The organism is Kibdelosporangium aridum, from assembly GCF_900176515.1.
Taxonomy (GTDB): domain Bacteria; phylum Actinomycetota; class Actinomycetes; order Mycobacteriales; family Pseudonocardiaceae; genus Kibdelosporangium; species Kibdelosporangium aridum.
This window is the reverse complement of the sequence record NZ_FWXV01000005.1, coordinates 247,360-272,451: the sequence shown is the minus strand read 5'-3', so window position 1 is coordinate 272,451 and position 25,092 is coordinate 247,360. Positions and strand designations below refer to the sequence as shown.

Here is a 25,092-nt window from a genome sequence, read left to right as displayed (position 1 = left end):
ACCACTCCCGGGGGGACGACCCCTGGCCAGTCTATCGCGGATATGGGCTGGTCAAAGGGGTTACCGGCGGGTTGTGGACAACTAGATTTGCGAACGGTCCAGTTGCACGGTCAACGTGGCGCGAGCCGCGCGGGCCAACGTAGCGCGAGCCGCGCGGGCCAACGTAGCGCGAGCCGCGCGGGCACCGTCAGCTGTCGGTCGCTGTTCCCTTGCGGGCGTCGGGGGCTTCCACTTGCTCTTGGATGTGGTCGAGCGTGGTATCCAATGCCTGGTCGATCTCCGCGTCTTCGTGGTGGGCATGCAGTTCGATGTCCACAATGGTCCGGTCTTGTTCTGCTTTGATGTCCAGGACACCGGAGTAGTCGCTGTCGCGTGAGCCCCATTGGATGCGTCGGGCGGTGCGGTCGACGCGGAACCATGCCTCTCCGTGTTCTTTCTCGCCGTGGACTTCGGCTTCCACTTCCACTGTGTCGCCGCCGACGTGTTTGGCCGTCTTCATGTGGTCGAAGTACTTCGGCAGGTTGTTCACGTCGGCAAGGTATTCGAACACCCGGTCCTCACCGGCGTGCAACGTGCGTGTGCGGTGGTAGGTAGGCATGGCTCAACCCCTTTCTCAGCTCTGCGTACCCGCAAACGCGATGACTACACACCGCTCATCTGGGTAGCCAAGGTTCGACCTGAGGAGGTTGCTCGTGGACGTCGTCGACATGATCATGGATGACCACCGTGAGGTGGAACGACTGTTCAACGAATTGAAGAACAACCCGGACAAACGGCCCTTGTTGACGCCGGTGATGTGCGCGTTGCTGGTCGCGCACAGCCGTGCGGAGGAGTCCGAGGTCTATCCGGTCGCCAAGAAAGAGGCTGGCGAGACCGACGAGGTCGAGCACAGCCAGCAGGAGCACGCCGAGGCCGAGAAGCTGCTGGCCGAGCTCGCACAGGCCGACCCGACGGGGTCGCGCTACGAGCAGTTGCTGGACAAGGTCATCGAGTCGGTGACCCACCACGTCGAGGAAGAAGAGTCGACCGTGCTGCCCGGCATGCGTTCGCGGCTCGACGGCGACCGCCTTTCGCAGCTGGCCAAGGCGTTCGCGTCGAGCAGGGCACAGCATCTCGGTGAAATGCCTGGTCAGGCCACCAAGGGCGAGTTGCTCCAGCAGGCCCGCAACGCCGGCATCAGCGGCGCGTCCAGCATGAGCCGGGAGCAGCTGACCAAGGCTCTGCAGACCCAATCGTCCTGAGAGGAACCATCGTGAATTCGCCAGACAGGGACTCGTCGAGTGCCGAAGACCTCGACGAGGACCGCTTGCGAGCCGACCCGCTCGAAGCCGGGATGGACCCGCCGGAACACTGGTCCGGTGCGGACAAGTACGGCACGACCCCGTACGAACAGTCGCACCCGAGGCCGATGGAGGACCGGCTGGCCGAAGAGCAGCCGGAGACCCAGCCCGAACTGTCCCCTTTGGACGAGAAGATCGAGCGGGAAGCCGTCGGCCGTGGCCAAGCCGCTGACGAAGCGGGCGGTTCGATGGCGGCCGAGGAGCGTACGCCCCTTCGTCCCGCGGAATGACGGTTGGGGGGAAGGCCTACATAAGGCCTTCCCCCCAACAACAGGCAACTACCTGCTCAGGCGCAGCGTGAGCACTTGGAAGGGCCGCAACGAGACCGGGATTCCTTCGGACGTCACCGAGGCATCGGCCAGCGGCCGCTCCAACAGATCCGTCGTCTTCGCGCTCGACACCGGGAAGCTGGTCTTCACGACCGCTGAAGTCCGCCCACCGAGTGCCTCGTAAAGCCGCACAACGACGTCGCCGGACTGGTCGTCAGCCAGCTTGACCGCCTCGACTGTCACCGCGTCACTGTCCACAGTGATCAAAGGCTCAGGGACCGAGGCACCCTGCACTGAACGAACCGGAAGGTTCAGCGCATAACCCTCGGCCACTGTGTCCGAAATGGACGCGCCCGGCAGCAGTGAGTACGTCATCACGTGCTTGCCCTGGTCGGCGTACGGGTCCGGGAAACGAGGTGCGCGCACCAGGCTCAGCCGTACGGTCGTCGTCGTTGTGCCGTCGTCGTTGGAGACGCGGCCGATGTCGTGGCCGTAGGTCGAGTCGTTCAGGACTGCGACGCCGTAACCAGGTTCGGCGACGTGTACCCAGCGGTGGGCGTAGATCTCGAACCTTGCGGCGTCCCAGCTGGTGTTGGTGTGCGTCGGCCGGTAGACGTGGCCGAACTGGATCTCCGCGGCCGAACGGTCGGCGTGGATGTCGATCGGGAACGCGGCCTTGAGGATCTTCTCCGATTCGTGCCAGTCGATCTCGGTCCGCACGTCGATCCGGCGGCTTCCCGCCCGCACACTGATCACCTGCGTGATCCGGGACGACCCGAAGGAACGTACGACCTCGATCGCACCCTCAACCCCCGTACTCACCACGTTGATCGAGTCCACATCGGTCAGATCCGTGTGGCGACGCTTGTAGTGCGCGTCGATGTCCCAGGCATCCCAGAAGTTCGGCAGATCCGGGTGCAGCTGCAGCAGATTACCCGGGCTGGAAAGGATCTCACGGCCGTCCGCGATCACCGACGTCATCAACCCGTTGTCGTCCAGCGTGACACGGACCAAGCCGTTGTCCAGCAAGCGATCCGTGACGGTCACCTCGGGAGCGACAACAGCGGAGACCACTGCGGCACCAGAGGCTGGAACGGACGTCAGCACGCCATCGACGACCTCGTTGCGGGCACGGGGGCTCGTGTTGAAGACCAGCTGCTGATCACCAGAGCCCACCAAGGACGACATCGCGGCGTTGGTGATGGCGTGCAGCTCGGCCGCCACCGCGGCGTACTTGGCCTCGGCTTCCTTGTGCACCCACGCGATCGAACTGCCCGGCAGGATGTCATGGAACTGGTGCAGCAGAACGACTTTCCACAGCCGGTCGAAGGCTTCATAGGGGTACTCGAAGTCGCCGAAGATCGCCGCGGTGGCCGCCCACAGTTCGGCTTCCCTGAGCAAGTGCTCGCTTCGGCGGTTGCCCGCCTTGGTCCTGGCCTGCGAGGTGTACGTCGCCCGGTGCAGCTCGAGGTACATCTCGCCGGACCACACGGGGGCGTCCGGGTACTCCTCGTACGCCTTCTCGAAGAACTCGCTCGGCTTCTCGATCGTGACCTTCGCCGTGCCTTCGAGGTCACGCAGACGACGGGCCCGCTCAAGCATCTCGCGAGTCGGGCCGCCACCACCGTCGCCGTAACCGAACGGCACAAGCGATGTGGTGCCGCGACCTTTCTCCAGGTAGTTCGAGACAGCGTACGCCATCTCCTTGCCGGAGAACTCCGAGTTGTACGTGTCGACCGGCGGCAGGTGCGTGAACACCTTGGTCCCGTCGATCCCCTCCCACCAGAAGGTGTGGTGGGGCATTTTGTTCGTCTGGTTCCACGACATCTTCTGCGTCAGGAACCAGCGGGCCCCGGCGAGCTTGGCCAGCTGCGGGAAGGCTGCGGTGTAGCCGAACGAGTCGGGCAGCCAGACCTCTTCGCATTCGTAGCCGAACTCGTCGAGGAAGAACCTCTTGCCGTGCACCAGTTGCCGGGCGAGCGCCTCGCCGCCGGGGAGGTTGGCGTCGGACTCGACCCACATTCCGCCGACCGGCGCCCACTGGCCTGCTTTCACGGCCGCGGCGATGCGCTCGAAGATGACCGGCTGGTGTTCTTTGATCCACGCGTACTGCTGGGCCTGCGAGCACGCGAAGATGAACTCCGGGTAGTCCTGCGCCAACGCGGTGACCGTCGCGAACGTGCGGGCAGTCTTGCGAATGGTCTCGCGTTGCGGCCACAGCCACGCGCTGTCGATGTGCGCGTGGCCGACGGCCGACAGCTTGTGCGCGCTCGCGTGCGCCGGACGGGACAACACTTCGGTCAGCTCGGCGCGAGCCGTTGCAGCCGTGCCTGAAATGTCCGCTACGTCGATCGCGTCCAGTGCACGCTCGAGTGCGCGCAGGATCTCGTGCCGCCGCGGGTCCGATGTGGACAGCTGGTGCATCAGCTGGCTGAGCACCTCGACGTCCATCTGCAGGTGCCAGACGTCCTCGTCGAGCAGCTTCACGTCGGCCGCGGTGAAGACGTACAGCGGGTCCTTGCCCGCGGTCTGCTTGTCCCCCAACATCGTCGGCTGCATGCCGTTTTCCTGGACGTCCGGGTTCGCCGCGGCCTCGATCAGCAGGCCGACCACGTCCCCGGTCAACGGGACGTGGTCGTTGCGCGGCGCGATGCCCTTGATCGGGCGCCCCTGCAGGTCGTGCGCCAGCGCCTCGGCCTGGAACCCTGCCTGGGCTTTGGTGAAACCGAGGTCGATCACGGCCTCGACGCGCTTGCCGTGCCACTCCTGGGGGACCGCTCCGCGGATACGGAACCAACTGGTCGACCACGGCGCGCCCCAGCGCTGCCCCACAGTGAACGGCTCGTAGTCCGCGGCGAGCGCCTCGGCCACCGGCACCGGCTCGTCCGGTACGTGCCAGACCTCGATTTCCAGCGGACAGGACCCGGCGTACTTGGCCGGCGCGATGCGCGTGGTGAGCATCCGTGCCAGCCGGTCCTCGACCAGCCGCCGATCATCGTGCACAGGTGACCTCCAGGTCTAACGGGGTTCCTGGCCGACGCTATACCAAGGTTTCACCAGAAGGCAGCCGATGAAGTTCACTATTGCCGGACCGGCGTCATTCCGCCCACGGCAACGGATGCCGCTCGTCAGAGCCCGGCGCGGACGCGAAACCCCCGATCGACATGCAGACCAACGCATCGACCGGACCGTCGACCACCCGCACCTGCCGCGCCTCGTGCGCGGGAAGGATGACCGCTTGTCCGGTTCGGACAAGTTTCGCTGAACCATCCGCGATGAACTCGACCGCGCCCGCGAGCGTGACCCAGACCTGCTCACGGTCGACGACGTGCAGCGGTCCTTGCGCGCCTTCCTTCATGCTCCCGCGCCAGGTGCTGAGGTCCTTGCTGCCCAGGCTGGGCGTGGCAAGGCTGGCCATCACGGCGTTCGGCGTCTCGGTCACACGTGCGTTCTCCACGACTATCATCGTCGCCCCCTAAGTCAAGTAGCTTTACTTGTCGATGAGTAAAGCGGCTTGACTCGGGTGTGTCAAGATATGTCCGTGACCGACGACCCACTGGCCCGGACCGAGCTGACGTTCCTGCTCGGCATGGGGTTCCAGCTTGTGCTGCGTGAGTTCGTCACGCGGGTCGAGGCGGCGGGGTATGAGGACCTGCGGCCGATTCACGGCGCGGTGTTCCAGGCGCTGAAGGCATCCGGTGCGACCGGCACAGAACTGGCCGACCGCCTCGGCGTGACAAAACAAGCGGCCGGCCAAATCGTGGACGAGCTCGAAGAGAAGGGCTACGTCACCCGCAAGCCGCACCCCGAAGGCGGCAGGCGCAAGCTGGTCGTGTTGACCGACAAGGCTTTCCGGCACCTGACCGTGGCGGGCCGGATCCTGCACGAGCTGGAGGCCGAGCTCGCCGAACAGGTCGACTTCCCTGGACTACGATCCGAGCTCACCAAGTTGATCAGGACGATGGCCGGCCCCAACCTGCCGGCCCTCCGCCCCATCTGGTGACAAAACCCGTCACCGGGGGAACCCCTGATTTTCACGCTACCAGTGGGGTACGACAGTCTTCGCCACGAACCCCAAACCCTGCTCCCTCGATCACCTCGACACCGACGAAGCCGTTGCGCTCCAATGCCTCCACGATCACAGGTGTCACGCGGTCGTCGCCGGTCGGGCCATCACCGTACAAGATGTACAGGATTCCGCCTGGCCGCAAGGCCTTTCGCAGCACGGTGAGTTCGGCCGAGGGGTCGCGTACCCAGAACAGGTTGACGTTGACGCAGAATGCCTTGTCCAGGCTGGCGGCGGGGACTTCGAGGTCGTCCAGTGCCGACTGCCGGACCTCCAGTCTTCCCGCGTCCACATGGGACGCGTTGCGGTCGGCGGCGCGCTGGACGGCGACCGGCGAACGGTCGATCGCCAGCAAGTGCCCGGTTTCCAGGCGGTCGCAGATCAACGCGGCCGCGACGCCCGGGCCGCAGCCGATTTCCAGGACGCGGTCCGCTGGGCCCGGGTCCACGACCGACAGGGCCCAGCGAACACGGTCCGGGACTTTCACGAAGGAAGGCTCACCACGTCCGCGAGAACCACGCCCGGCTCGGTCAGCCGCGCCTTCGCCGGGCTGTCGTACACCACGAGCAGTTCGTTGTCGGGCAGCAGCGCGATTCCCTCGGCGTGGTCGTCGCCCTCGCCGTACGGCAGGTCGAGCACCTTCTCCAGTTCGTCGCGGTGGACGACGTCCGCGGTCTTCAAGTCCGCGGCATCCCGCCATCGGTAGACGCGCACTGGGCCGTCGAGGTCCATCGATGGGCCTGCCAAGATCAACAGGTCGTCGCCGTGCACGCACATGTCGCGCACGCCCAGGCCGTCGACGTCGAGGAAGTGCTTGACGTAGCGGTCGCCGTTGAGCTTCTCCAGCTTCAGCTCGTCGCCGTCGGCGCGGGGCGCCAGTTGCATGATCACCGCCCAGCCGCGCAGCACTGGCCCGCGCAGACCGAGGAAGACGCGCTCCTGTCCCGGGTCACCGGCCGCCGCGATGCCTTCGATGTCCAACCCGTTGTCCTTGCCGGGGATGGCGAGGAAAGGCGCGAGGTGCTCGTCGTCCTCCAGCAAGTCGATCAAGCCCGGCTTGCCCAGCGCGGCACTGCGGTGCCCGTCGCTGGTCCGGTCGACCGGCTCGTCGTTCTCGATCGCCAAGCGAGCGAGCACGCGGCGCGACGGCTCCATGCTCACGCTCGCCAATCGCTTGGCGGACTTGGCATCCGAGTGTTCCCGCTTGAGCTTCTTGCGCTTCGCACTGTGCGAACCGACCGCCCACAGATACGGGCCCACGCGCGCGAGGCCTTCGACGTCGACCTCTTCTTCTGCCTCTCCGGGCAGCTTGATCACGTCCGGTAGCGGGAACGTCACGTGTTCGGCGTACTCGGCCGGGCGTCCGATCTCGTCGGCGGTCAGCCGCTCGATGGTCGCCGTCTCGTCGCCGGCGATCCACAGGTAGCGCCCGTCGCTGCGGACCGCGGACAGGTTGACGTGCGTTTGCGCCTCGACGGCACCGGTCTCGAACCGCAGCCGGACCTGGCGGTTGACGGTCATACGCCCCCTCTAGTCGCTGGGCCGCGCGTCAACGATGAAGATCTGACCGCCGCCCTCGCGGTAGCGGCGCGCACGTGCCTCAGCCCGTTTTAGCACGCGCCCACGGATCAACGCCCGCGTCGGCGGGAACAAAAGGGCGATCGCCAGTACATCGCTGACGAAACCGGGCAACACGACCAAAATCCCGGCGACCGCGATCAGCACGCCGTCGAGCATCTCCCCCTGCGGCTGCTGTCCGGACCGGACCTTCGCCTGAAACGCCGTCAGCGCCCGCATCCCCTCGCGGCGCAGCAGCACGACACCGATCACGGTGGCCACGACCACCAGCAGAATCGTCGGCAGCACACCGATCGCCGAGCCGATCAGCACCAGCACGGTGAGCTCGACCGCCATCGCCAGCAACAACAGGATCAAAACGGGCATACTCGCTCAACGCTCGAGACCGCGAAAAGACTCCCGTCCGGCGTCGGAAATCACCTCGAGCATGAATTCGCCCGCGTGCCTGGCGGTTTTGAGATCACCAACGCGAACGCCGAACGTGTCCAGGGCGTACCGGACGGCAGCGTCCTTCGAGATGACCTCGCCGGTCGTGACGGTGCAGTGCAACCTGGGCGGACCGGTCACCCGCGCGGCGGCGACCCTGTCCGGCGAAATCAGCGGTTTGCACGGCGGGTCGCCGGACACGCATTTCTCGGCGAACGATCGCCAATGACCATTCAGTTGATCAAGGGTCCACTGCCGCAGCATGCCGGGTTCCGGATCGAGTCCCCATTCGGCCGGTTCCGGTCCGCGAAATGTGATGCCCTTTTCCCGCAGCACTTTCCACATCACCGGGTTCACGTCGAACCCGGTATCCCATTTGAACTTCCGCCCGCTGTGCGACGCGATCGGCCGTATCCGCGTCACCGGCTTGGAAATGTCTTCGGTGGCGACGAAAACCCCGTTCATCGTGCCGGGGATGTGCGGCTGGCGGCGCAGCAGGGCACGCCAAGCCGTGGCCAGGTTTCCCAGGATGTGCAAGGCAGGCAACTGTTTGGCGGGCCCGTTCAGCACGGCAACGAAATCGATGTCGCTGGTATCCGCGTGCCACGCGCCGAGCGCGGCTGAACCGACCACGTAGAACCCGCTGATCCGGCCGGGAATCAGCCGATCGGCCACGGCAAGGTACCGGTTGACGATCTGCTCGAACATTCACCCGACCCTATCCCTTGGTGGCACCCCCGGTCAGGCCTTTGACGAAGTGCTTCTGCAGGAACAGATAGAAGATCAGCACGGGCAACGTCGCCAGGAACATCAGCGCGAAAACGCTGCCGAAATCGGCCTGGTACTGACCGATGGACCGGTAGATCCCGGTCGTCACGGTGGTCCCCTGGCTGGGGCCGAGGATGATCAGCGGATCGATGAAGTCGTTCCAGATCCACACCCCGAGGAAGATCATCACGCTCGCGGTCGCGGGGCGTAGCAACGGGAACACGATCCGCCAGAACACCTGGCCGCGTCGCGCGCCGTCGAGGATCGCGGCCTCTTCGAGCTCGACCGGCACGCTCCGGATGAACCCGGCGAACACGAACACACCGAACGGCACGTAGTAGCCGACGTTGAACAGCACAAGGCCTTGCAGGGTGGTCATCAGGTCGGCGATGTTCAGCACGTCCGAGATCGGGATCAGGATCACCTGGGGCGGGATCATCAGCCCGGACAGCAGCACCAGCGTCAGGATCCGCGTCCACCGCTGCCTGGACCGCGCGAGGTAGTGCCCGAGCATGGCACTCAACACGGTCAGGATCACCACGGAAAGTGTCGTCACGACGATGCTGTTGGTGAGACTCACCCAGAAAAGCTGATCAGGACGGGTGACCACGGCGGCGATGTTGTCCAAAGTGGGCGGTATCGGCAGCGCGGCCGGTTCGGCGGAGATCAGATCGCCCCGCTTGAACACGTTGGCCAGCACGAAGTACAGCGGGACGAAGAACAGCGCGCTGACGAAGATCGCGGCGATCGGCCGAGTCATAGGTCGATCTCCCTGCGCTGCAAGAGTTTCAACACGATCGCGGTGATCACCGCGACGATCAGGAGCATGACGATCGCCATCGCGGAGGCGTAACCGACATGGTTGGCGTCAAACCCGGTGGCCAGCACGTTGAACGCGATGGTCGCGGTGGCGCCGGACCCGGGACCGCCGTTGGTGATCACCTTGACGTAGTCGTACGTCTTGAAAGCGGAGATCAGCAGCACCACGGTGTTGATCGTCAACGCGGGCGCCAGCAACGGCCAGGTCACCGCGCGGAACCGGCGGACCGGCCCGGCGCCGTCGATCGCGGCGGCCTCCAGCAGCTCCTGCGGAACCCCTTGCAGCCCGGCGAGATACACCACGACACAGAACCCGAGCATCTGCCAGCACACGATCGAAGCCAGCGAATACAAGGCCAGATCGGGATCGGACAACCACCCCGGCGGAGTGGAGACGCCCAGCGCCCGGAGGAGCTCGTTGACCGGTCCCTCACTGTCGAGCAGACGCGACCAGATGATGCTGACCACGACCGAGCTCAAGATCACCGGCGTGAAGAACACGCTGCGCAAGGCGTTGTAGAGACCGCCTCGTTTGTCCAGCAGCAAAGCCACCCCGAGCCCGAGGACGTTGGGCACGATCACGACGATCAGCGTCAGGATGGACGTGACCCGCAGCGCGGTGAGGAATTCCTGATCCTCGAACAGCAGCCCGAAGTTCCGCAGCCCGACGAACGTGGTCGGCGGGTTGAACGGGTTGTAGTTGGTCAGGCTGTACCACAGGCTGATCCCGATCGGGGCGAGCACAAAGCACGCGTAGACAAGGACTCCGGGTGCGGCGAAGGAGATGAAGTGCCAGACCTTCGGGCCCAGTCTGGCCTTGGTCGCCGCACCGCGGTCCCTGCGAGTGTCCAGCGGTGCGGCGACCTCAGCGGCGGCCATCCCCTCAGCCCGCCTTCTCCCATTCGGTGTCCAGGAAGGCGCACGCGTCCGCCGCTGACTTGCGGCCGGTGACCAAGTCCTGGGCCATGGCGTAGAACTTCTCCTTCAGCCCGGGCAGCAACCCGTCGTCCGCGGTCTCCCAGCCGAACGAGTTGACGATCGCCTTCTGCTGCACGGCTTGCGTGTACAAGTCGTAGCCCGCTTTGAGAACCGGGCCGACGTCCGGTGGCATCTGATAGCCCTTGATCGCCGGGACGAGACCGTCCGCCTTGACCGACGCGTCGATCTGGCCCTTGTCGGTCTGGAACGCGATGGCGAACCGCTTGGCCGCGTCGAGGTTCTTGGACTTGGCGTTCACGCTCATGCCGCCGCCGGTGTACGCGGGTACGACGAGTTTCCCGCTGTCGGAGGGGAAGTTGAACACACCGATGTCGAAGTCGTGCTTCTTGGTGTCGGCGTTGGCCGCGAACCAGTTGCCCATCGGGTACATCGCGCCTTTGCCGTCGAGGAAGGCCTGCTCGGTGGCGGCGTAGTCACGGGACACGCTGTCCTTGTCCAGGTATCCCTTCGCGGCAAGGTCGGCGAACTTGGCCACCGCGGCTTGGAAATCGGCGTCGGTGAACTTGACTTTGTTGTTCCTGCGCTGGGTCAACCAGTCGGGCGTCTTGCCGTACACGTCGACACTGATGATGCCGGTGAGGATCATGGACGCCGGGAAGCCGTCCTTGCCGCCACCGATGACGAACGGCTGCTGCCCCTTGGCTTTCAGCCTGTCGGCGGCTTGCAGCAGTTCGGCCCATGTCTTCGGGGTGCCGGTGATGCCCGCATCGGCGAACATCTTCTTGTTGTAGTAGACGGGCGGAATGGTCTGTGTGTTGGCCGGGAGCTGGTGGTGGCCGCCCTTGATCGGGTTGGCCTGCGGGAACTCGAAGTCGGTGAGCTCCTCGGGCTTCCAGTCGTAGAGGTTGCCCGCCTCGGCGAACCCGGCCGGGTCGACCGCGATCATCACGTCGGGGAACTGCCCGGACTGCAAGAGCTGCTTGGCGTAGGCGGTGCGTCCCTGAGTGGTCGGCGCGACCAGCTTGGTCACCTTGATGTCCGGGTGTTTCTCGGTGACGCGTTTGATGGCCGCGTCCCAGTAGGCGGGCGGGAGGTTGGGTGTTTCGAACGTGAGGAAGCTGATCTCCTGCTGCCCGCCACCGCCGGCATCCTGCTTGACCGAGCACCCGCTCAAGCAGGCAGCCACCAGTAACGCCAACACAATGGGCTTGCGCATCGCCGATCTCCCTACCGGTGACCGTCGTCACTCCACGGCGGATTTCATCGGATGACTGATCGGGTGTCAAGCGGTCTGCAAAGGTTTACGGTGTTGATACATCGGATGTATCGTTCAAGCTAGGTTGGCGGTATGAAACGCGCGGAGGTGCTCCGAGACCTCGTGGACCACGGCCTGGGCTATGGGCGTGAGCGGCTGTACGAGCTCGCGGCCGAACTAGACCTGCTCGTTTCCGATGTGTTGGTCGTCTCTGGGCATCCGGTCCCCACGCACCTACGGCCACCTGCCCGCGATCGCGACGTCATGCGCGCGTTCGCCAAGCAATTCGTCACGATGGATCATGCACACCTGGCGGCCGTCAAGAACCTCGTAGTGGCCCTGGGTTCAGCCAACCCTGCCCCTGAAGGCCCGGACAGCGCCCCTGCCGGACGTGCGTTTCATGAGATCTTCAACGGCTTGCTGCACAATCGCGGCTTGGACGCCCGGTCGATGCCGTTCACCGGACTGTCCATGAGCACGATCCACGGCGTGGCCGACGGTCGTTCGCACAGCCTGCAACAGCTGTCAGTAGTGGCAGGCCCGCTGGCATGGCAATTCGATGACCTTGTCGCGGTCGCTGACGAACCACCAGGGCACTTCGGCTCATGCCCCACGATGTGCCGTCACGTCGGCGAGATCTTCATAGCCGCGATACCTCTCACGACTTCGCAACTGGTCAAGGCAACGAGAAAAAATCGCTGACGTGGCCGCGTGCACCCCCGTCCCATGCCGGAGTTCGACATCTCCGCCGCGATGACCGCGGCCTTCTGCGGACGTTAGGCGGACCTGCGGGCGAGGACACCTTGCTCGATCGCGTATCGGGTCAGCTCGGAGCGGCGACGCTGGCCGGTCTTGTCCCTGATTCTGTCCAGATAGGACCGGACCGTGCGGATGCTGATGGCGAGTTCGACGGCGATGTCCTGGTCGCGTTCACCGGATGCCACCAGGGAAAGGACTTCACGCTCCCGAGTGGACAGTTCGATCACGTGCCTGCCGCGCGAAGCCGACAGCATGTACGAGGCCAAGGTCGGCGAGATGTAGCTGTCGCCCTGTGCGATCTGCCGCAGTGCGCGCAGCAACTCGTCGGCCTCGACGTCCTTGGACAGGAACCCGCGTGCCCCCGCAGCCATGGCACTGAGCACCTCGTGTTGTGCCGCGTGGGCACTGACCACCAACACCTTGTGGCCCATCGTGACCACTTCGAGCACCGCTGCCGCGTCGCGGACACCGGGCAGTCCCAGGTCGAGGATGACCACTGAGGACGGGTGTCTTCGGCGGACCGCGAACTGGGCGACGGATTCTGCTGCCGCGTCGAGCTCGAAGCCCGGTGACTCCGTGATCAGCTGCGCCACGGCTGAGCGGTAGAGCGGGTGGTCCTCGATCACCCCGACTGTGATCCCCATGTCACCACGTTACGAATCACCAACCGCTCAGCGTGACAGTCATTCACCCCTCATCCAGGTCACCTCGACCCAGACCCGCGTACCGCTGCGGACGGTCGACGCACTGATCCCGACACACGAAATCGCAGGTACGGCCTCGGGCGGCGAGTCCGAGACCACGCTCACGGTCACTGATTCCCCCGAACCGACAACAGTCACTCGTGCCGTGCTCGCCGCGGTCGCCAGCATCGCGACCGCGGGTTCGGTGAGCATCCGCCGCGCGTCCGGCGGCACGGTCGGACGCTGGCCGCGCTCAGCGAACCGGACCGAGACACCATTGCGTTCGGCCAGTTCGATGCAGCCTCGCAGCTCGTCCAGCAGCGGATCGGGGGCGCGCTCGGCGAACAGGCGCCGTATCTTGGCCGCACCCAGCGAACACTGCCGCCGAGTCGAGGGGTCGCCCGGGTTCAGCGAGCCGGCAGCCAGCCCGGCCAGCACCGCGCAGACCTCGCGCACCACGTCGTCCTCGCCCGCTAGGACGTCGCGAATTCCATCGAGGTCACGCGCGGCTTGCTCGCGCAGCCACCGTTCCCGCTTGGCCACGACACCGGCCCCGACCATCAGCAGCGTCGCCGAGGCCGTGTCGAGGGCGTACCGCAGCGGGCTGCTGAGCAGCTCACGTTCTGCGGACCCCGGCACCATCCGCAGATGGTAGGCACAGCTCCCAGGCGTTCCGGGTGGGTATTTCTGCCGCCTGTCAGGCGTGCTCCAGGGCCAAGTGGGGCAGCCTGCGGTCCATCGGACGCGGGAGCCACCAGGCCGCCCGGCCGAACAACCGCATCACGGCAGGCACGATCAGGCACCGGATCACGACCGCGTCCAGCAGCACGGCGACCGCGAGGCCCAGCCCGAACTGCTGCAGCATCCGGTCCGGGCTGAACAGGAACGCCCCGAACACCACGATCATGATCGCGGCCGCGGCCGTGATCACCCCGCCGGTGCTGGCCATGCCTTCCCGGACAGCGAAACCCGCGTCGCCGGTCCTTCGCCACTCCTCGTGCATCCTGGACAGCAGGAACACCTCGTAGTCCATCGACAGCCCGAACACGATCGCGAAGATCAGCACCGGCACGAACGCCTCGATCGGTCCTGACTGGACGCCGAACAGCCCGTCGCCGTACACCAACGTCACCACGCCCATCGACGCACCGATGCTCAGCAGGTTGAGCACGGCCGCCTTGAGCGGGATCAGGATCGACCGGAACACGACCATCAGCAGCAGTGCCGAGAGACCCACCACGACCAGGATGAACAACGGCAGCCGGTCGCTGACCGCCGACGCGAAATCATCGGCCGCGGCCGTGGCACCGCCGACCAGGAAAGTCCCGGACAGCTTGGGCAGCACTTCGGTGCGCAACCGGACAACCAGATCGTTGGTGGCCGCGTCTTGTGGCGCACTCGTCGGATAGAGCATGACCACAGTCCCGTGTGGAGTCTGGTGCGGCGGAAGAACCTTGGCCACGCCTGCGGTTTCTGCGAGTACCTCGGGCAGCCTCGGCTCGTTTCCTTGTGACACGACCACGAGCGGGCCGTTGAAGCCAGGTCCGAATCCCTTGGCCAGCAGGTCGTAGGCCTGACGAGACGTCGAACTTGGCGACTCCGTCCCAGCATCGGCGAAACCCAGCCGCATCCCCAAGGCAGGCAACGACAGCGCTCCCAAAGCGACCACCGCGAGGACCAAGGCAGGCCAAGGGCGGCGTTGCACCATGGAAGCCCAGGCACGCCAACGGTCACCGTGCGGCTTGTGCGCCCGGCGCATGACGGCCTTCTCGATCCGCCTGCCCAACAGGGAAAGCAACGAAGGCAACAGCGTCAACGACGCGACGAGTGTCAAAAGGACAGTCAGCGTCACAGCCAAAGCGAGCCCCTGCAACGATCCGAGACCAAGAGCCAAGAGCCCAAGCAACGCGATGATCACCGTACATCCGGCGAACAGCACCGACCGGCCAGCAGTGTCCAGCGCCTTGGTCGCCGCGGTGTCACGGTCGGCACCTGCCAGCAGCTCGCTGCGATAGCGGGCGAAGATCAGCAGCGCGTAGTCCACGCCGACACCGAGGCCGACCAGGATCATCACCGGCGGCGCGTAATCCGGCAGGTCGACCAGGTGCGACGCGAGAATGATGATCCCGACGGTCGTACCGACCGCGAAGATCGCCGTGATGATCGGCAGTCCCGCGGCCAGCAGTGACCCGAACATCAGCACCAGGATCACCAGCGCGGCCAGCATTCCCGCGCCTTCCGCGCCACCGCCGGACGATTCCTCGGCGCCGCGGACGAGCTCGCCACCGAGCTCGACCCGCAGATCCGTGGACTGTGCGGTGTCGATGATCCGGCGAATGTCCTCGTCCGGCACGCCCTTGGCGTCCAGCGTGACGGTCGCGAAAGCGATGTTCCCGCTGGCCTGAGGCTCCTGGACCTGCGCGACGTGCGGCAGGCCACGGACATTGTCCAGCACAGCGGGGAACTTCGACAGGTCGCCCTCGGCGACGACCTGGATCGTGTCGACCGAGTCGCGGCCCTGGAACATGTCGGCGACCTGCTGGGACTCTGTGCCCGGCATGGAGTGGTCGTTGTGGTAGTCGCTGCCGACCGCCTGCGAGGCGAGCGTGATCCCGGCGAGCGCCACCACCCAGAGCATCACCGCGAGCCAGCGGTGCCGTCGCGACCAGCCCGCCAGCCGCTCGAACCGGCTGAGTTTCTGTGTGTTCACACCGGAAAGATTCGGCTACGCACCAGGTTGCGGTCGTCCGGCCGAAGGGGGCAGTTGACGTACCGCGGGAGTTGTTCCCTACTGGCGATCCCCTACACCCTAGGTTGACATCCACGCGGGCGTGACCATGGCCGACTCATAGGCCAGCACGACGAGCTGTGCCCGGTCGCGAACGTCCAGTTTGGTCATGATCCGGCTGACGTGTGTCTTGGCGGTTGCCGGACTGAGCACGAGCTTCGCGGCGATCTCGTCGTTGGACAGCCCGGCCGCGACCAGGGTCATCACCTCGCGTTCCCGCTCGGTCAACGAATTCAGCCGCGGGCTCGTGGCGGGGCGCGCGACGCGGCCCGCGAACTCGGCGATCAACCTCCGTGTCACCGCGGGCGCCAGCAGAGCGTCTCCTCTGGCGACCACGCGCACGGCGTGGATGAGTTCCATCGGCTCGGTGTCCTTCACCAGGAACCCGCTCGCTCCGCCGCGCAGGGCGCCGTAGACGTAGTCGTCGAGGTCGAACGTGGTCAGGATGATCACCCGGACGTCGGAGTTCTTGACGACCTCGCGGGTCGCGGCCAGGCCGTCGAGTTCGGGCATCCGGATGTCCATCAGCACGACATCTGGCTTGTGCGCACGGGTCTGGCCGATCGCCTCGGTGCCGTTGGCCGCCTCGGCGACGACTTCGATGTCGGGCTCGCCGTCCAGAATGGACTTGAAGCCTGCGCGGACGAGCCGTTGGTCGTCGGCGAGCAGTACCTTGATCATTCTCCCGCTCCGATCGGCAGGCGGGCGTCGACTCGCACTCCGTCGGTGCTCCCCCGGACGGTCACGTCGCCGCCGAGAGATCGTGCACGTTCCGTCATTCCTCGGATTCCGTTGCCTGTCATGAATTCGCCGCCTCGGCCGTCGTCGTCGACCTGCACTCGCATGTGCTTGTCGTCGTAGTGGATCCGGACGTTCACGGCCTGGGCCGATGCGTGCCTGGTCACGTTGGTCAGCGCTTCCTGGATGATCCGGTACGCGGCCAGGTCCACTTCCGGTGGCAGCGGCCGGGGTTCACCGTCGAGCGTGACCTGCAAGCCTGTTGCCCTGGTTCGCTCGACCAGTTCCTTCAGCTGGCCCAGGCCTGGTGGTGTGGTTGGGGCCTGCTCGTCGACCTGCCTCAGCACGCCTAGCGTCGCCCGGAGTTCCTTGAGCGCTTGCTTGCTGGCCTGTTTGATGGCTTCGAGGGCTTCGGTTTCCCGGTTCTTGCGGTGCAGTGCCGCGCTGGCCTGCACGTTGATCAGGGAGATGTTGTGGGCGAGGACGTCGTGCAGTTCACGGGCGATGCGCAGGCGCTCGTCCCCGGTTGCTCGCTTCTCCGCCTCGCTCACCAGGGCTCTCCGGCTGCTGCGGACCGCGCCCAGCGCTATCACCGCGACGAGCCAACCGACAAGCATGAACAGGGCGATGTTGTCCACGTGACGGATCGGGCTGTAGATCTCGCCCAGCACGATCGCTGCCATGCTGACCGTCGCGCTGGCCGTCGCGACCAAGATCCGGCCGGCGGCCGCGACCGAGTACAGGGCGATCACGAAGGTCACGAGCAGTGGGCCGGCGCTGCCGACGAACGGGTAGTAGATGCCGCAGCCCACGACTGTGCCCGCGAGGACCCAGATCGGAAAACGGCGCCGGAAAACCAAGGTCGCGCACGTCAGGGCGATGACCGTGATGGCGATCGGGTCCGGTGCCGGGCCGTTGACGTACGTCAGCACAAGGACACCGGCCAGCACAGCACCGGCGAGCAACGAGTCCTTTGTCCACTCCACCACACGCCGAGTGTGCTGGAGAAAACCCGTCGGGACATCCGGGTGAGCCCCTAGTTGACAATCTAGTTGACCGGTCAGTCAAGGGCGCGCTAGCGTGCCGGGCATGGTCGTGTCGCGGGACCGGATCGTCCGGTCGGCAGCCAAGTTGTTCCTGACCCGCAGCTACACCTCGGTCGGGATCAGTGACCTGTGCACCGCGGCCGAAGTGCACAAAGGCAGCTTCTACCACTTCTTCCCGTCCAAGGCCGAGCTCGCCAAGGCCGTGATCGACCTGCACGCGGCCGAGTTCGACAAACGTTTCGACGAGGCCGAGTCGCAGGGTCTCTACGCGGTCGCGGGCGCCGTCGCCTTCGTGCAAGGCAAGTTCGAGGAACGGTTCGGCCGGATCGTGGGCTGCCCGTTCGGCAATCTCGCCGCCGAGCTGTCCACCACCGACGACGACCTGCGCGCCCATGTCGCCCACGTCTTCGACCGGTGGGAGAAACGGCTTGTCGCCGCGTGTGAACGAGTTGAGCTGCGCGACGGCGTCGAGCCTGAGCAGCTGGCCCAGATGATTCTCGCGCAGATCCAGGGACAGATCCTGATCGCCAAGGTGCGGCTGCGGCCCGCCGCTGAGATCGCCGCCGGTGTGCGGGCATTGATCAGCGCCAACCTGAAGGAGCCGGTGTGACACGCTCCACTGTGGACTTCCATTTCGACCCGATGTGCCCGTTCGCCTATCAGACTTCGGTATGGCTGCGTGACGTCCGGGCGCAGCTTGGGATCACCGTCAACTGGCGCTTCTTCAGCCTCGAGGAGGTCAACCGCTTCGAGGGCAAGAAGCACCCGTGGGAGCGGGAATGGTCGTACGGCTGGTCGCTGATGCGGATCGGCGCGACGCTGCGACGGCACAGCATGGACGCTCTCGACACCTGGTATGCCCGTGTCGGCGAAGCACTCCACATGCGCGGCGAGAAGCCACACGACCCCTCAGCCGCACGCCGACTGTTGGACAACCCTCGGGTATTCGACGAGGCAATCGCCGACCCGACAACGCATGACGAAGTAAGAGCGGATCATCAACGCGTCATCGACGCGGGCGGCTTCGGCGTGCCGACGCTGTTCTTCGCCGACGGGCAAACGCTTTTCGGCCCGGTACTGGTCGATCCGCCACGCGGAGAGGAAGCGTTGAAGCTGTGGAACGTGGTCACCGGCATGGCTGACCTGCCACACGTCTACGAACTGCAACGCCCCAAGGCACAAGCAGACCAGGAACTGATCGCGCGCACGCTGCAGCCGTATCTGAGTGGCCGTGACTGGGTGAGCGTGAACCGCGGCGAGATCATCGATTTCTCTGGAGGGACGGCATGACCAAGGCCGAGAGGGTGGCAATCCTGATCGACGAGTGGTCGTCGATCGACAAGCTGCTGGCCGACCTGCCCGAGGAACAGTGGGCGGCGCCGACGCCGTTGCCCGGCTGGACGGTGCAGGACGTGGTCGCGCACATCGTCGGCGCGGAGCTCGGCCTGTCCGGCAAGCAGCCGCCCATCCAGCCGGACCCGGGCAAGTATTCCCACGTACGCAACGACATCGGCGCGTTGAACGAATGCTGGGTGGAGTGGATGCGCACCCAGTCCCCCGCCGAAGTCCTGCGCCGGTTCCGCGAAATCACCGCGACACGGGCAGAGGCGCTGACCGCGATGTCCGAAGAGGACTTCTTCGCACCATCCTGGACACCGGCCGGTCAGGACACGTACGCACGGTTCATGCAGATCCGGGTGTTCGACTGCTGGATGCACGAGCAGGACATCCGCGAAGCGGTGGACCGCAGGGGCAACGAAGCGGGCTCCGCCGCGGAACTCTCGATCGACGAGATCACGCTGGCACTCGGGTACATCGTCGGCAAGAAAGCCAAAGCACCCCAAGGCTCATCGGTCACGTTCGACCTCGACGGCCCGGTCACCCGCCAGATCCACGTCCAGGTTGATGGCCGTGCCGCCGTGGTCCCGCAGCTGCCCGGACCGGCGACCGCGACACTGACGATGTCGTCGACTGTGTTCACCCGGATGGCCGGTGGCCGAATCCCTGTCGAGCTCGGTTTCGGCCAGACGGAACCAGAAGGCGACCGTGAACTGGCCGAACACGTGGCCTTCGCACTCCCGTTCACGATCTGATCGCGAAGCTCAGCACGTGGCCAGCATCGTCGTGAGACCGTCGCGTTCCTTCGTGTCGACCGTCAACTTGTAGAAAGCTTTCACCGCGACGTAGTTCTTCGCGTACGTGCACCAGTAGGTCCTGGCGGGAGGTTTCCACGTGCCAGGGTCCTGGTCGCCCTTCGACCTGTTCGACGCCGCCGTCACCGCGACCAGCTGCGGGTTGCCCAGGTCGTTGGCGAAGAGTTTGCGTTGCTCGTCTGTCCATGTCGACGCACCGGAGCGCCATGCTTCAGCCAGCGGCACCACGTGGTCGATGTCCACGTCCGCGGCCTTGCGGAGCTCGACGCCGTCGTACGGGCTGACCCACTTTCCTGACACCGCACGGCATTGGGCGTCTCGCGCTACCTCGGTTCCCTGGCGTTGGAGCACGATTTCCCGTGTGTCGCAGGAATCTCCCGCACCTGAGCCTGCCCAGTGCGAGAACCTGTCCCGGCTGTAGCCGCTCATCGGGCCGGCCGGCGCCACCACCAACGCGTTCAGATCCGCCGGAGCCGTCGCATTCGGCGGAGGTTGGGCAGTCGACTCCGCTTTGTTGAGCCACCACAGGGCGATGGCCAGCACGACCAGCAGCAGGACCGCTGCCGCCGCCGCGGTCGATGAACGAGTCCGGCTCACGACTGCGATCTAAAACGATCACAGTCGTGAGCCGGGTCAGGCGCGCCGGACTAGACCTGCAACATTTGGTCGAACAACGACCGGTAGCGCTGCATCGCCACCCTCAGCTGCTCGGTGTCCCTGTCCGATCCGCCCTCCAGTGCCCGTTTCTGCTCCTTGAGCTGAGATGTCAGCGCATCCATCATCTGGGACACCAACGTCTCCGCCTCGCGGACGGCCGCACGCGGCTCGTCAACGAAGTTGGCCTGCAGTTCACGCCACTGCACCCGGTACTGCTCGGCTTCGGTCTCTCCGAACAGCTTCGACCGCGCCGCCACCGGGGCTTGGTTCTCGACACCACCAGGAGTCCGTGTCTCCGGCGTCCGGGCTTCTTCAGCACGAACGCCGGGCTTGTCGGTCTGCCGGGTTCGGTCGTCCCCGCGAACGTCAGCCTGGTCTGCTTGCCGGGTCCGGTCGTCTCGGCGGCCGTCGGCCTGATCGGCCTGCCGGGTCCGGTCGTCTCGGCGGCCGTCGGCCTGATCGGCCTGCCGGGTCCGGTCGTGCCCGCGAACGTCAGCCTGGTCGGTCTGCCGGGTCCGGTCGTGCCTCCGCGCGTCGGCGTCGTCGGCACGGCTGGCTCTGTCGTCGGCCTGCTGGGCACGGTCACGCCCGTGAACTTCGGCCTGGTCGACTTGCTGAGCTTCGTCGCGCTTGCGGTTGCTGGGATCAAAGGTCGTCATGCGCGCTGCACCGCCTTCCGCGGCCGGTGCTCAAGCAGATCGTCGAGCACCTTGCGGTAAGAGATCATGGCCTTGCGCAGGTCGTCCGTTGTCGCGTCGGACTGCGACCGGACGTCGTGCGCTGACCGGTAGTGCTCGACCGCGTTCGCGTGTTCCACGGACAGATCGGCGATTTGACGGTCGTACCCCTCGGACGGATACCCGAGATCCGCCACCACGACGTTCACCAACCGCTCGGCCTGCGCCACGGACTCGACCGGCGCCTCAACGAAACGCTCCTGGATCCGAGTCCATTCGACGCGGTATTTCTCGTGTTTCTCCGGAGGGATGGGATGTAGGTCGAACTCCGCGTGCCGCCGTTCCCGGTCGGCCAGTTCCTTCTCCGCCGCACGCCGGTCACCGTTGCTCGAGACCACCCGGTCGTATTCCGGACCGAACTTGCGGCGCAGCCGCTGGCTTCGCATCTGCGGCATTAAGAAGAACACCGCGGCGGCGGCCACCAGCACCACCAGAACGATGATGGCGATGATCGCACCCGTTGACATGAAAAGACCTCCTTGACTCGAAGGTTTGACGCCAGGGTGCCCTTGGTGATGATCACTACACCTCGGTCGGCAAGAATCGTGCGGTGCTCACGCGGCTGCGCAACCGATACGCCTGGTTCGACCACTTGGTCAGAACGATCGATCGGTACATCGACCACAACGCCTATCAGTACGCGGCCGCGATCACGTATTTCAGCGTGCTGTCGGTCGTGCCGATCACGATGGTCGGCTTGTCGGTCACCGGTTTCGTCCTGGCCGACAGCGACGAGATCACCCGTGACATGCGGATAACGATCATCCAGGCGCTGCCGTCGGGTCTCGACAGCTTCGTGGCCGAGATTTATGACAACGTCATAGCCCAGCGCGCCTCACTCGGTGTGTTCGGTCTGGTCATCGGCCTGTACGCGGGGTGGGGCTGGATGAACGCCCTGCGTGACGCGCTGACCGCGATGTGGGACCTGGAACGTCCGCAGCTGCCGTTCTTCCGGACCATCCTGTGGGACCTGCTCGCGTTGGTCAGCTTGGCGCTCGCCCTGTTGGTCTCCTTCTCGCTGACCGCCGTCGGGAGCTGGCTCAACAGCTCGGTCCTGCGGTGGACGGGAATGGATGATCAGCCGTGGGCGGGGACGGTGTTGTCACTTTTGTCCGTTCCGCTGGCCATCTTCGCGGACTGGCTGGTGTTCCTGTGGGTGCTGATCAGGCTGCCTCGCGCGAAGGTCAACACCCGCTCGGCCGTGCGCGGCGCGCTCGCCGCGGCTGTCGGCTTCGAGATCCTCAAGATCGGCGCCAACCTGTACCTGAGCCTGCTCGGCCGCTCCCCCACCACCGCCGCGTTCGGGTCGATCATCGGTCTGCTGGTGTTCATCTACCTCGTCGCACGGCTCTTGCTGCTGGTGGCGACCTGGATCGCGACCGCGGAAGATCCGAAAGCCACCCCGGTGGTGGTCCAACCGGAGCAACGCGCGGGGTACCTTGGGGGCACCACCGCTGGGCCCAAGGCGCCTCCACTGCGCCTGGCGGCTGCTAGTTGGCTGGTGGCGGCAGGCGCCGTGGTGGCGCTGTGGCTTCAGCGAACCATCCGACGGAAAACGCGCAAGTAGGGAGACATCGTGTCCGGCAGCGACGTGATCCAGATCCAGCTGGAACGTCACGAGTCGGCGGTGACCGTCGCGCACGTGACCGGAGACATCGACCTTTCATCGGCCGATGCGTTCCGTGAAGGCCTGGCACAGGGCGTGGCCAGCGGCAACGCCTTCGTGCTCAACCTGGACGGCGTGACGTTCATGGGCTCACTCGGCTTCTCCGCACTGGTGGAGACGCATCACGAGACCGAGCGCCGCAACATCAGATGGGGCATCGTCGCGGGTACCTCACCGATCATCCGCCCGCTGAAGATCACCGGTCTTGAGCAGGTCCTGCCGCTCTACCCGACGGTCCCGGATGCATTGGCCGCATTGAGCGGTTCCCCGTTGCCGCCGGCCGCTCAATAAGGCTGGATGGCCAGCAGCGCGATGTCGTCGTGATCGTTGCCGCCGAGCCATTCCCGCACGCTCGCGTCGACCTTGGCGAGGATGGTGTCCATCGGGAGGCCGACGCAGCTGGACAGCAGCTCATGCAGCCTGCTCTCGCCGTACATCTCGTCACCGCTCGGCCCGCCACGGGCCTCGCTGATGCCGTCGGTGTAGAGCAGGCAGATGTCGCCTCGGCGCAGCTCGACGAACTCCTGGCCGAACTTCGCGTTCGCGGTCACTCCGACCAGCATGCCGGGGATGATCACCTCTTCGACGCGGCCGTCCCCGCGTAGCACCAACGGGCTCGGGTGCCCACCGGACCCCAACGCCAGGCGCATCGTGTCCGCGCCACGTGCGGTCAGCGAACCGACCACCAGGCTGGCGAACCGGCTGCGTCCGGTGGCCAGCAGCGTCTGGTTGACCAGGTCCAGCAGCCGCTGCGGCTCCCGTTCGACCAGGTGCAACGCGCTCAGGGCGTGCCGGATGCTGCCGGTCAGCGCCGCCGCTTCGGGGCCGTTGCCGCACACGTCGCCGAGCAGGAACAACAACGTGCCGTCCGAACGCGGGTGCACGTCGTAGAAATCGCCGCCGACCTGCAGCGGACCGGCGGCGGGACGGTAGAAAGCGGCCATCCTGGCGCCGGGCACACTCGGCAGTTCGGCCGGGTGCAGTGTGGTTTCCAGGCCTTCGATGGCGGCGCGTGCCTTGCCCAGCACGGCGGCCGCGCCAAGGGCGGCTCCGGCGCGCGCGGCGAACTCCCTGACGACATGCGTGTCCTGCTCGGCCAGCGGCTCGCTGCGGGCCAAGATCAGTACGCCGGAGGTTTCGTTCGCCGCGACCAGGGGGACCACGCTGACCTCGGCGCAGTTGGCGAGAATCTCGCCCAGCGTGCCAGGAATGGCGTCGACCTCGGCCTGCGGCAACACTCTGACCGTGGGCTGCGTCGCGAACATGGCTCTGGCGAGCACGGGCGCTATCGAGGGAGCCAGTCTCCTGACCTTGCCATGCGTGGACCGGCCGTCCAGGACGTGGCTCCACCACTCCCAACGACCACGCGACGCGGGCAACAACACGACTGCGCGCTCGGCCAGGACCGGGCTCGCGAGCTCCGCGATGACCGTCGCGGCCGTGTCGGTGTCCATGCTGCCGCAGAGCCGTCCGCCCACCTCGGCAAGGAAAGCCGCATCACCCTGGTGGGCAACGGCCGGACGGGCCGATGCCGCCGCATCGGTCATCCCGCACCTCGCTGACGCTTCGGCAACTACGTCTCTAAACCGTAGCGCCTGCCGCCACGCATGCGGTGACCTGCCACCACGGCTGTGGATAAACATGGCAAGGTAAGCCCTGTAAGCCGCCTCGATCCGGGGAGCAGTCGCCGTGACTACGCACATCAACCAAGATTCTGTGAGCCAAGATGGCGAGGACACGACGCTGGACCGGTTGCTGGCCGCGATGGAAGACCTGCGTGAGGGCAATTTCCGCCGCCGGATCGTCGCCACAGGCGACGGTCGCTCGGCGCACCTCGCCGCAGCGTTCAACGAGATCGCGGAGCGTAACCAGCAACTGGTGAACGAGCTGCTGAGAGTGCGCGACAGCGTCGCGACCCAGGGTGTGCTGCACGAGCGGCTGCGTCCGACGGACGACACAGGCGGCTGGGGCGTGGCGACCTCGGTCGTCAACGAGCTGATCGACCACCTGACCAGGCCGACTGTCGAGATCAACCACGTGCTGACGTCGGTCGCCGAGGGTGATCTGACCAAGCGGATGCCGGTGGAGATCGACGGCAGGCCGCTCGGCGGTGACGTCCTGGACCTCTCGCACACCGTCAACCGGATGGTCGACCAGCTGTCGCTGTTCGCGTCCGAGGTGACCAGGGTCGGCCGGGAGATCGGTACCGAGGGCATCCTCGGCGGCCGGGCCCAGCTGCCGGGTGGTGTGGGCATCTGGCGTGATCTGACCGACTCGGTCAACTTGATGGCCGGGAACCTGACCGATCAGGTGCGTGACATCGCGCGGGTGGCGACCGCGGTGGCGCGGGGTGACCTGACGCAGAAGATCAACGTCGGGGCTCGTGGCGAGATCCTCGAACTCAA

Annotated in this window: 29 protein-coding genes; 10 read left to right on the top strand and 19 right to left on the bottom strand. The window is 65.9% G+C overall.

Annotation, left to right across the window (positions count from 1 at the left end):
- Positions 1-187 precede the first annotated feature (187 nt).
- Positions 188-598: a hypothetical protein gene (locus tag B9C43_RS28570; protein ID WP_084430062.1), complete on the bottom strand. Its 411-nt coding sequence runs from the start codon at positions 596-598 to the stop codon at positions 188-190.
- Positions 599-692: 94 nt separating this feature from the next.
- On the opposite strand from B9C43_RS28570, the gene B9C43_RS28565 reads away from it, so the two are divergent.
- Positions 693-1,241: a hemerythrin domain-containing protein gene (locus B9C43_RS28565; RefSeq protein ID WP_235038885.1), complete on the top strand. Its 549-nt coding sequence runs from the start codon at positions 693-695 to the stop codon at positions 1,239-1,241.
- 11 nt (positions 1,242-1,252) lie between these two features.
- On the top strand, positions 1,253-1,570 hold the full coding sequence (locus B9C43_RS28560) for a hypothetical protein (RefSeq protein WP_235038884.1): 318 nt from the start codon (positions 1,253-1,255) through the stop codon (positions 1,568-1,570).
- Positions 1,571-1,618: 48 nt separating this feature from the next.
- Here the strand turns inward: B9C43_RS28560 and B9C43_RS28555 are convergent, their stop codons facing one another.
- Both B9C43_RS28555 and B9C43_RS28550 read right to left on the bottom strand, forming a co-directional pair.
- Positions 1,619-4,612 (bottom strand): alpha-mannosidase, encoded by a 2,994-nt coding sequence (locus tag B9C43_RS28555; protein ID WP_084430060.1) that lies wholly within the window; start codon positions 4,610-4,612, stop codon positions 1,619-1,621.
- Positions 4,613-4,706: 94 nt separating this feature from the next.
- Entirely contained in the window at positions 4,707-5,066 is a 360-nt protein-coding gene (locus tag B9C43_RS28550) for a cupin domain-containing protein (protein WP_200825728.1), read from the bottom strand.
- Positions 5,067-5,150: 84 nt separating this feature from the next.
- Here B9C43_RS28550 and B9C43_RS28545 point away from each other — a divergent pair, with 84 nt between their 5' ends.
- Positions 5,151-5,612 (top strand): MarR family winged helix-turn-helix transcriptional regulator, encoded by a 462-nt coding sequence (locus B9C43_RS28545; protein WP_200825727.1) that lies wholly within the window; start codon positions 5,151-5,153, stop codon positions 5,610-5,612.
- Between the two features lie 31 nt (positions 5,613-5,643).
- On the opposite strand, the gene B9C43_RS28540 is transcribed toward B9C43_RS28545, so the two are convergent.
- The 7 genes from B9C43_RS28540 to B9C43_RS28510 are packed head-to-tail and all read right to left on the bottom strand — an operon-like array spanning position 5,644 to position 11,421.
- The gene (locus tag B9C43_RS28540) at positions 5,644-6,162 is read right to left on the bottom strand and encodes a class I SAM-dependent methyltransferase (RefSeq protein ID WP_084430057.1); all 519 of its coding nucleotides are present in this window, start codon (positions 6,160-6,162) and stop codon (positions 5,644-5,646) included.
- Entirely contained in the window at positions 6,159-7,196 is a 1,038-nt protein-coding gene (locus B9C43_RS28535) for a DUF3616 domain-containing protein (protein WP_033390303.1), read from the bottom strand. The genes B9C43_RS28540 and B9C43_RS28535 overlap by 4 nt, the downstream gene beginning before the upstream one ends.
- 9 nt (positions 7,197-7,205) lie before the next feature.
- Complete coding sequence (locus tag B9C43_RS28530) at positions 7,206-7,619, bottom strand: FxsA family protein (protein WP_051897101.1); 414 nt, start codon at positions 7,617-7,619, stop codon at positions 7,206-7,208.
- A gap of 6 nt (positions 7,620-7,625) precedes the next feature.
- A complete protein-coding gene (locus B9C43_RS28525; protein ID WP_084430056.1) occupies positions 7,626-8,387 on the bottom strand; it encodes a nucleotidyltransferase domain-containing protein in 762 nt (253 codons plus the stop codon).
- Positions 8,388-8,397: 10 nt separating this feature from the next.
- On the bottom strand, positions 8,398-9,207 hold the full coding sequence (locus B9C43_RS28520) for a carbohydrate ABC transporter permease (RefSeq protein WP_084430055.1): 810 nt from the start codon (positions 9,205-9,207) through the stop codon (positions 8,398-8,400).
- A complete protein-coding gene (locus B9C43_RS28515; RefSeq protein WP_143446648.1) occupies positions 9,204-10,145 on the bottom strand; it encodes a carbohydrate ABC transporter permease in 942 nt (313 codons plus the stop codon). Before B9C43_RS28515 ends, B9C43_RS28520 begins: the two co-directional genes overlap by 4 nt.
- 4 nt (positions 10,146-10,149) lie before the next feature.
- A complete protein-coding gene (locus tag B9C43_RS28510; protein ID WP_084430054.1) occupies positions 10,150-11,421 on the bottom strand; it encodes an ABC transporter substrate-binding protein in 1,272 nt (423 codons plus the stop codon).
- A 132-nt stretch (positions 11,422-11,553) separates the two neighbouring features.
- On the opposite strand from B9C43_RS28510, the gene B9C43_RS28505 reads away from it, so the two are divergent.
- Positions 11,554-12,162 carry a hypothetical protein gene (locus B9C43_RS28505; RefSeq protein ID WP_084430053.1) on the top strand — a complete coding sequence of 203 codons (609 nt, stop codon included), beginning with the start codon at positions 11,554-11,556 and terminating at the stop codon, positions 12,160-12,162.
- 74 nt (positions 12,163-12,236) lie between these two features.
- On the opposite strand, the gene B9C43_RS28500 is transcribed toward B9C43_RS28505, so the two are convergent.
- From B9C43_RS28500 to B9C43_RS28480, 5 genes are all read right to left on the bottom strand, one after another.
- Entirely contained in the window at positions 12,237-12,863 is a 627-nt protein-coding gene (locus B9C43_RS28500; RefSeq protein ID WP_033390299.1) for a response regulator, read from the bottom strand.
- 39 nt (positions 12,864-12,902) lie between these two features.
- Positions 12,903-13,544 (bottom strand): hypothetical protein, encoded by a 642-nt coding sequence (locus B9C43_RS28495; protein WP_084430052.1) that lies wholly within the window; start codon positions 13,542-13,544, stop codon positions 12,903-12,905.
- A gap of 55 nt (positions 13,545-13,599) precedes the next feature.
- Entirely contained in the window at positions 13,600-15,612 is a 2,013-nt protein-coding gene (locus B9C43_RS28490; protein ID WP_327223374.1) for an MMPL family transporter, read from the bottom strand.
- A 99-nt stretch (positions 15,613-15,711) separates the two neighbouring features.
- Positions 15,712-16,371, bottom strand: a complete 660-nt coding sequence (locus tag B9C43_RS28485; RefSeq protein WP_084430051.1) for a response regulator — start codon at positions 16,369-16,371, stop codon at positions 15,712-15,714.
- Positions 16,368-17,417, bottom strand: coding sequence for a sensor histidine kinase (locus B9C43_RS28480; protein ID WP_084430050.1), 1,050 nt, complete (start codon positions 17,415-17,417; stop codon positions 16,368-16,370). Before B9C43_RS28480 ends, B9C43_RS28485 begins: the two co-directional genes overlap by 4 nt.
- 100 nt (positions 17,418-17,517) lie before the next feature.
- Here B9C43_RS28480 and B9C43_RS28475 point away from each other — a divergent pair, with 100 nt between their 5' ends.
- From B9C43_RS28475 to B9C43_RS28465, 3 genes are read left to right on the top strand one after another with little or no spacing between them, the layout of a single operon-like run.
- A complete protein-coding gene (locus tag B9C43_RS28475; protein ID WP_084430049.1) occupies positions 17,518-18,084 on the top strand; it encodes a TetR/AcrR family transcriptional regulator in 567 nt (188 codons plus the stop codon).
- Positions 18,081-18,764 (top strand): mycothiol-dependent nitroreductase Rv2466c family protein, encoded by a 684-nt coding sequence (locus tag B9C43_RS28470; protein WP_235038883.1) that lies wholly within the window; start codon positions 18,081-18,083, stop codon positions 18,762-18,764. The genes B9C43_RS28475 and B9C43_RS28470 overlap by 4 nt, the downstream gene beginning before the upstream one ends.
- A complete protein-coding gene (locus B9C43_RS28465) occupies positions 18,761-19,567 on the top strand; it encodes a maleylpyruvate isomerase family mycothiol-dependent enzyme (protein WP_033390291.1) in 807 nt (268 codons plus the stop codon). Before B9C43_RS28470 ends, B9C43_RS28465 begins: the two co-directional genes overlap by 4 nt.
- Before the next feature lie 9 nt (positions 19,568-19,576).
- Here B9C43_RS28465 and B9C43_RS28460 read toward each other — a convergent pair whose 3' ends face one another.
- The 3 genes from B9C43_RS28460 to B9C43_RS28455 are packed head-to-tail and all read right to left on the bottom strand — an operon-like array spanning position 19,577 to position 21,488.
- Entirely contained in the window at positions 19,577-20,224 is a 648-nt protein-coding gene (locus tag B9C43_RS28460; protein WP_200825726.1) for an HNH endonuclease family protein, read from the bottom strand.
- A gap of 50 nt (positions 20,225-20,274) precedes the next feature.
- Positions 20,275-20,943: a hypothetical protein gene (locus B9C43_RS57660; RefSeq protein WP_200825725.1), complete on the bottom strand. Its 669-nt coding sequence runs from the start codon at positions 20,941-20,943 to the stop codon at positions 20,275-20,277.
- On the bottom strand, positions 20,940-21,488 hold the full coding sequence (locus tag B9C43_RS28455) for a hypothetical protein (protein ID WP_051897095.1): 549 nt from the start codon (positions 21,486-21,488) through the stop codon (positions 20,940-20,942). The genes B9C43_RS57660 and B9C43_RS28455 overlap by 4 nt, the downstream gene beginning before the upstream one ends.
- Positions 21,489-21,571: 83 nt before the next feature.
- Between B9C43_RS28455 and B9C43_RS28450 the strand changes: the two genes are divergently transcribed.
- A complete protein-coding gene (locus tag B9C43_RS28450) occupies positions 21,572-22,588 on the top strand; it encodes a YhjD/YihY/BrkB family envelope integrity protein (protein WP_084430048.1) in 1,017 nt (338 codons plus the stop codon).
- A 9-nt stretch (positions 22,589-22,597) separates the two neighbouring features.
- Positions 22,598-22,978: an STAS domain-containing protein gene (locus B9C43_RS28445; RefSeq protein WP_160096749.1), complete on the top strand. Its 381-nt coding sequence runs from the start codon at positions 22,598-22,600 to the stop codon at positions 22,976-22,978.
- Here B9C43_RS28445 and B9C43_RS28440 read toward each other — a convergent pair.
- The gene (locus tag B9C43_RS28440; protein ID WP_160096747.1) at positions 22,972-24,234 is read right to left on the bottom strand and encodes a PP2C family protein-serine/threonine phosphatase; all 1,263 of its coding nucleotides are present in this window, start codon (positions 24,232-24,234) and stop codon (positions 22,972-22,974) included. The two genes, B9C43_RS28445 and B9C43_RS28440, sit on opposite strands and share 7 nt — an antisense overlap.
- 217 nt (positions 24,235-24,451) lie before the next feature.
- Here B9C43_RS28440 and B9C43_RS56895 point away from each other — a divergent pair.
- Positions 24,452-25,092: HAMP domain-containing protein (locus B9C43_RS56895; protein ID WP_160096782.1), on the top strand; the 641-nt coding region annotated here is incomplete at its 3' end.

Bases quoted from the DNA above. Each gene is read 5' to 3' on its own strand.
- B9C43_RS28570 (WP_084430062.1), bottom strand. From the start codon at position 598: ATGCCTACCTACCACCGCACACGCACGTTGCACGCCGGTGAGGACCGG.
- B9C43_RS28535 (WP_033390303.1), bottom strand. From the start codon at position 7,196: ATGACCGTCAACCGCCAGGTCCGGCTGCGGTTCGAGACCGGTGCCGTC.
- B9C43_RS28530 (WP_051897101.1), bottom strand. From the start codon at position 7,619: ATGCCCGTTTTGATCCTGTTGTTGCTGGCGATGGCGGTCGAGCTCACC.
- B9C43_RS28525 (WP_084430056.1), bottom strand. From the start codon at position 8,387: ATGTTCGAGCAGATCGTCAACCGGTACCTTGCCGTGGCCGATCGGCTG.
- B9C43_RS28520 (WP_084430055.1), bottom strand. From the start codon at position 9,207: ATGACTCGGCCGATCGCCGCGATCTTCGTCAGCGCGCTGTTCTTCGTC.
- B9C43_RS28515 (WP_143446648.1), bottom strand. From the start codon at position 10,145: ATGGCCGCCGCTGAGGTCGCCGCACCGCTGGACACTCGCAGGGACCGC.
- B9C43_RS28510 (WP_084430054.1), bottom strand. From the start codon at position 11,421: ATGCGCAAGCCCATTGTGTTGGCGTTACTGGTGGCTGCCTGCTTGAGC.
- B9C43_RS28505 (WP_084430053.1), top strand. From the start codon at position 11,554: ATGAAACGCGCGGAGGTGCTCCGAGACCTCGTGGACCACGGCCTGGGC.
- B9C43_RS28500 (WP_033390299.1), bottom strand. From the start codon at position 12,863: ATGGGGATCACAGTCGGGGTGATCGAGGACCACCCGCTCTACCGCTCA.
- B9C43_RS28495 (WP_084430052.1), bottom strand. From the start codon at position 13,544: ATGGTGCCGGGGTCCGCAGAACGTGAGCTGCTCAGCAGCCCGCTGCGG.
- B9C43_RS28485 (WP_084430051.1), bottom strand. From the start codon at position 16,371: ATGATCAAGGTACTGCTCGCCGACGACCAACGGCTCGTCCGCGCAGGC.
- B9C43_RS28475 (WP_084430049.1), top strand. From the start codon at position 17,518: ATGGTCGTGTCGCGGGACCGGATCGTCCGGTCGGCAGCCAAGTTGTTC.
- B9C43_RS28465 (WP_033390291.1), top strand. From the start codon at position 18,761: ATGACCAAGGCCGAGAGGGTGGCAATCCTGATCGACGAGTGGTCGTCG.
- B9C43_RS57660 (WP_200825725.1), bottom strand. From the start codon at position 20,943: ATGACGACCTTTGATCCCAGCAACCGCAAGCGCGACGAAGCTCAGCAA.
- B9C43_RS28455 (WP_051897095.1), bottom strand. From the start codon at position 21,488: ATGTCAACGGGTGCGATCATCGCCATCATCGTTCTGGTGGTGCTGGTG.
- B9C43_RS28440 (WP_160096747.1), bottom strand. From the start codon at position 24,234: ATGACCGATGCGGCGGCATCGGCCCGTCCGGCCGTTGCCCACCAGGGT.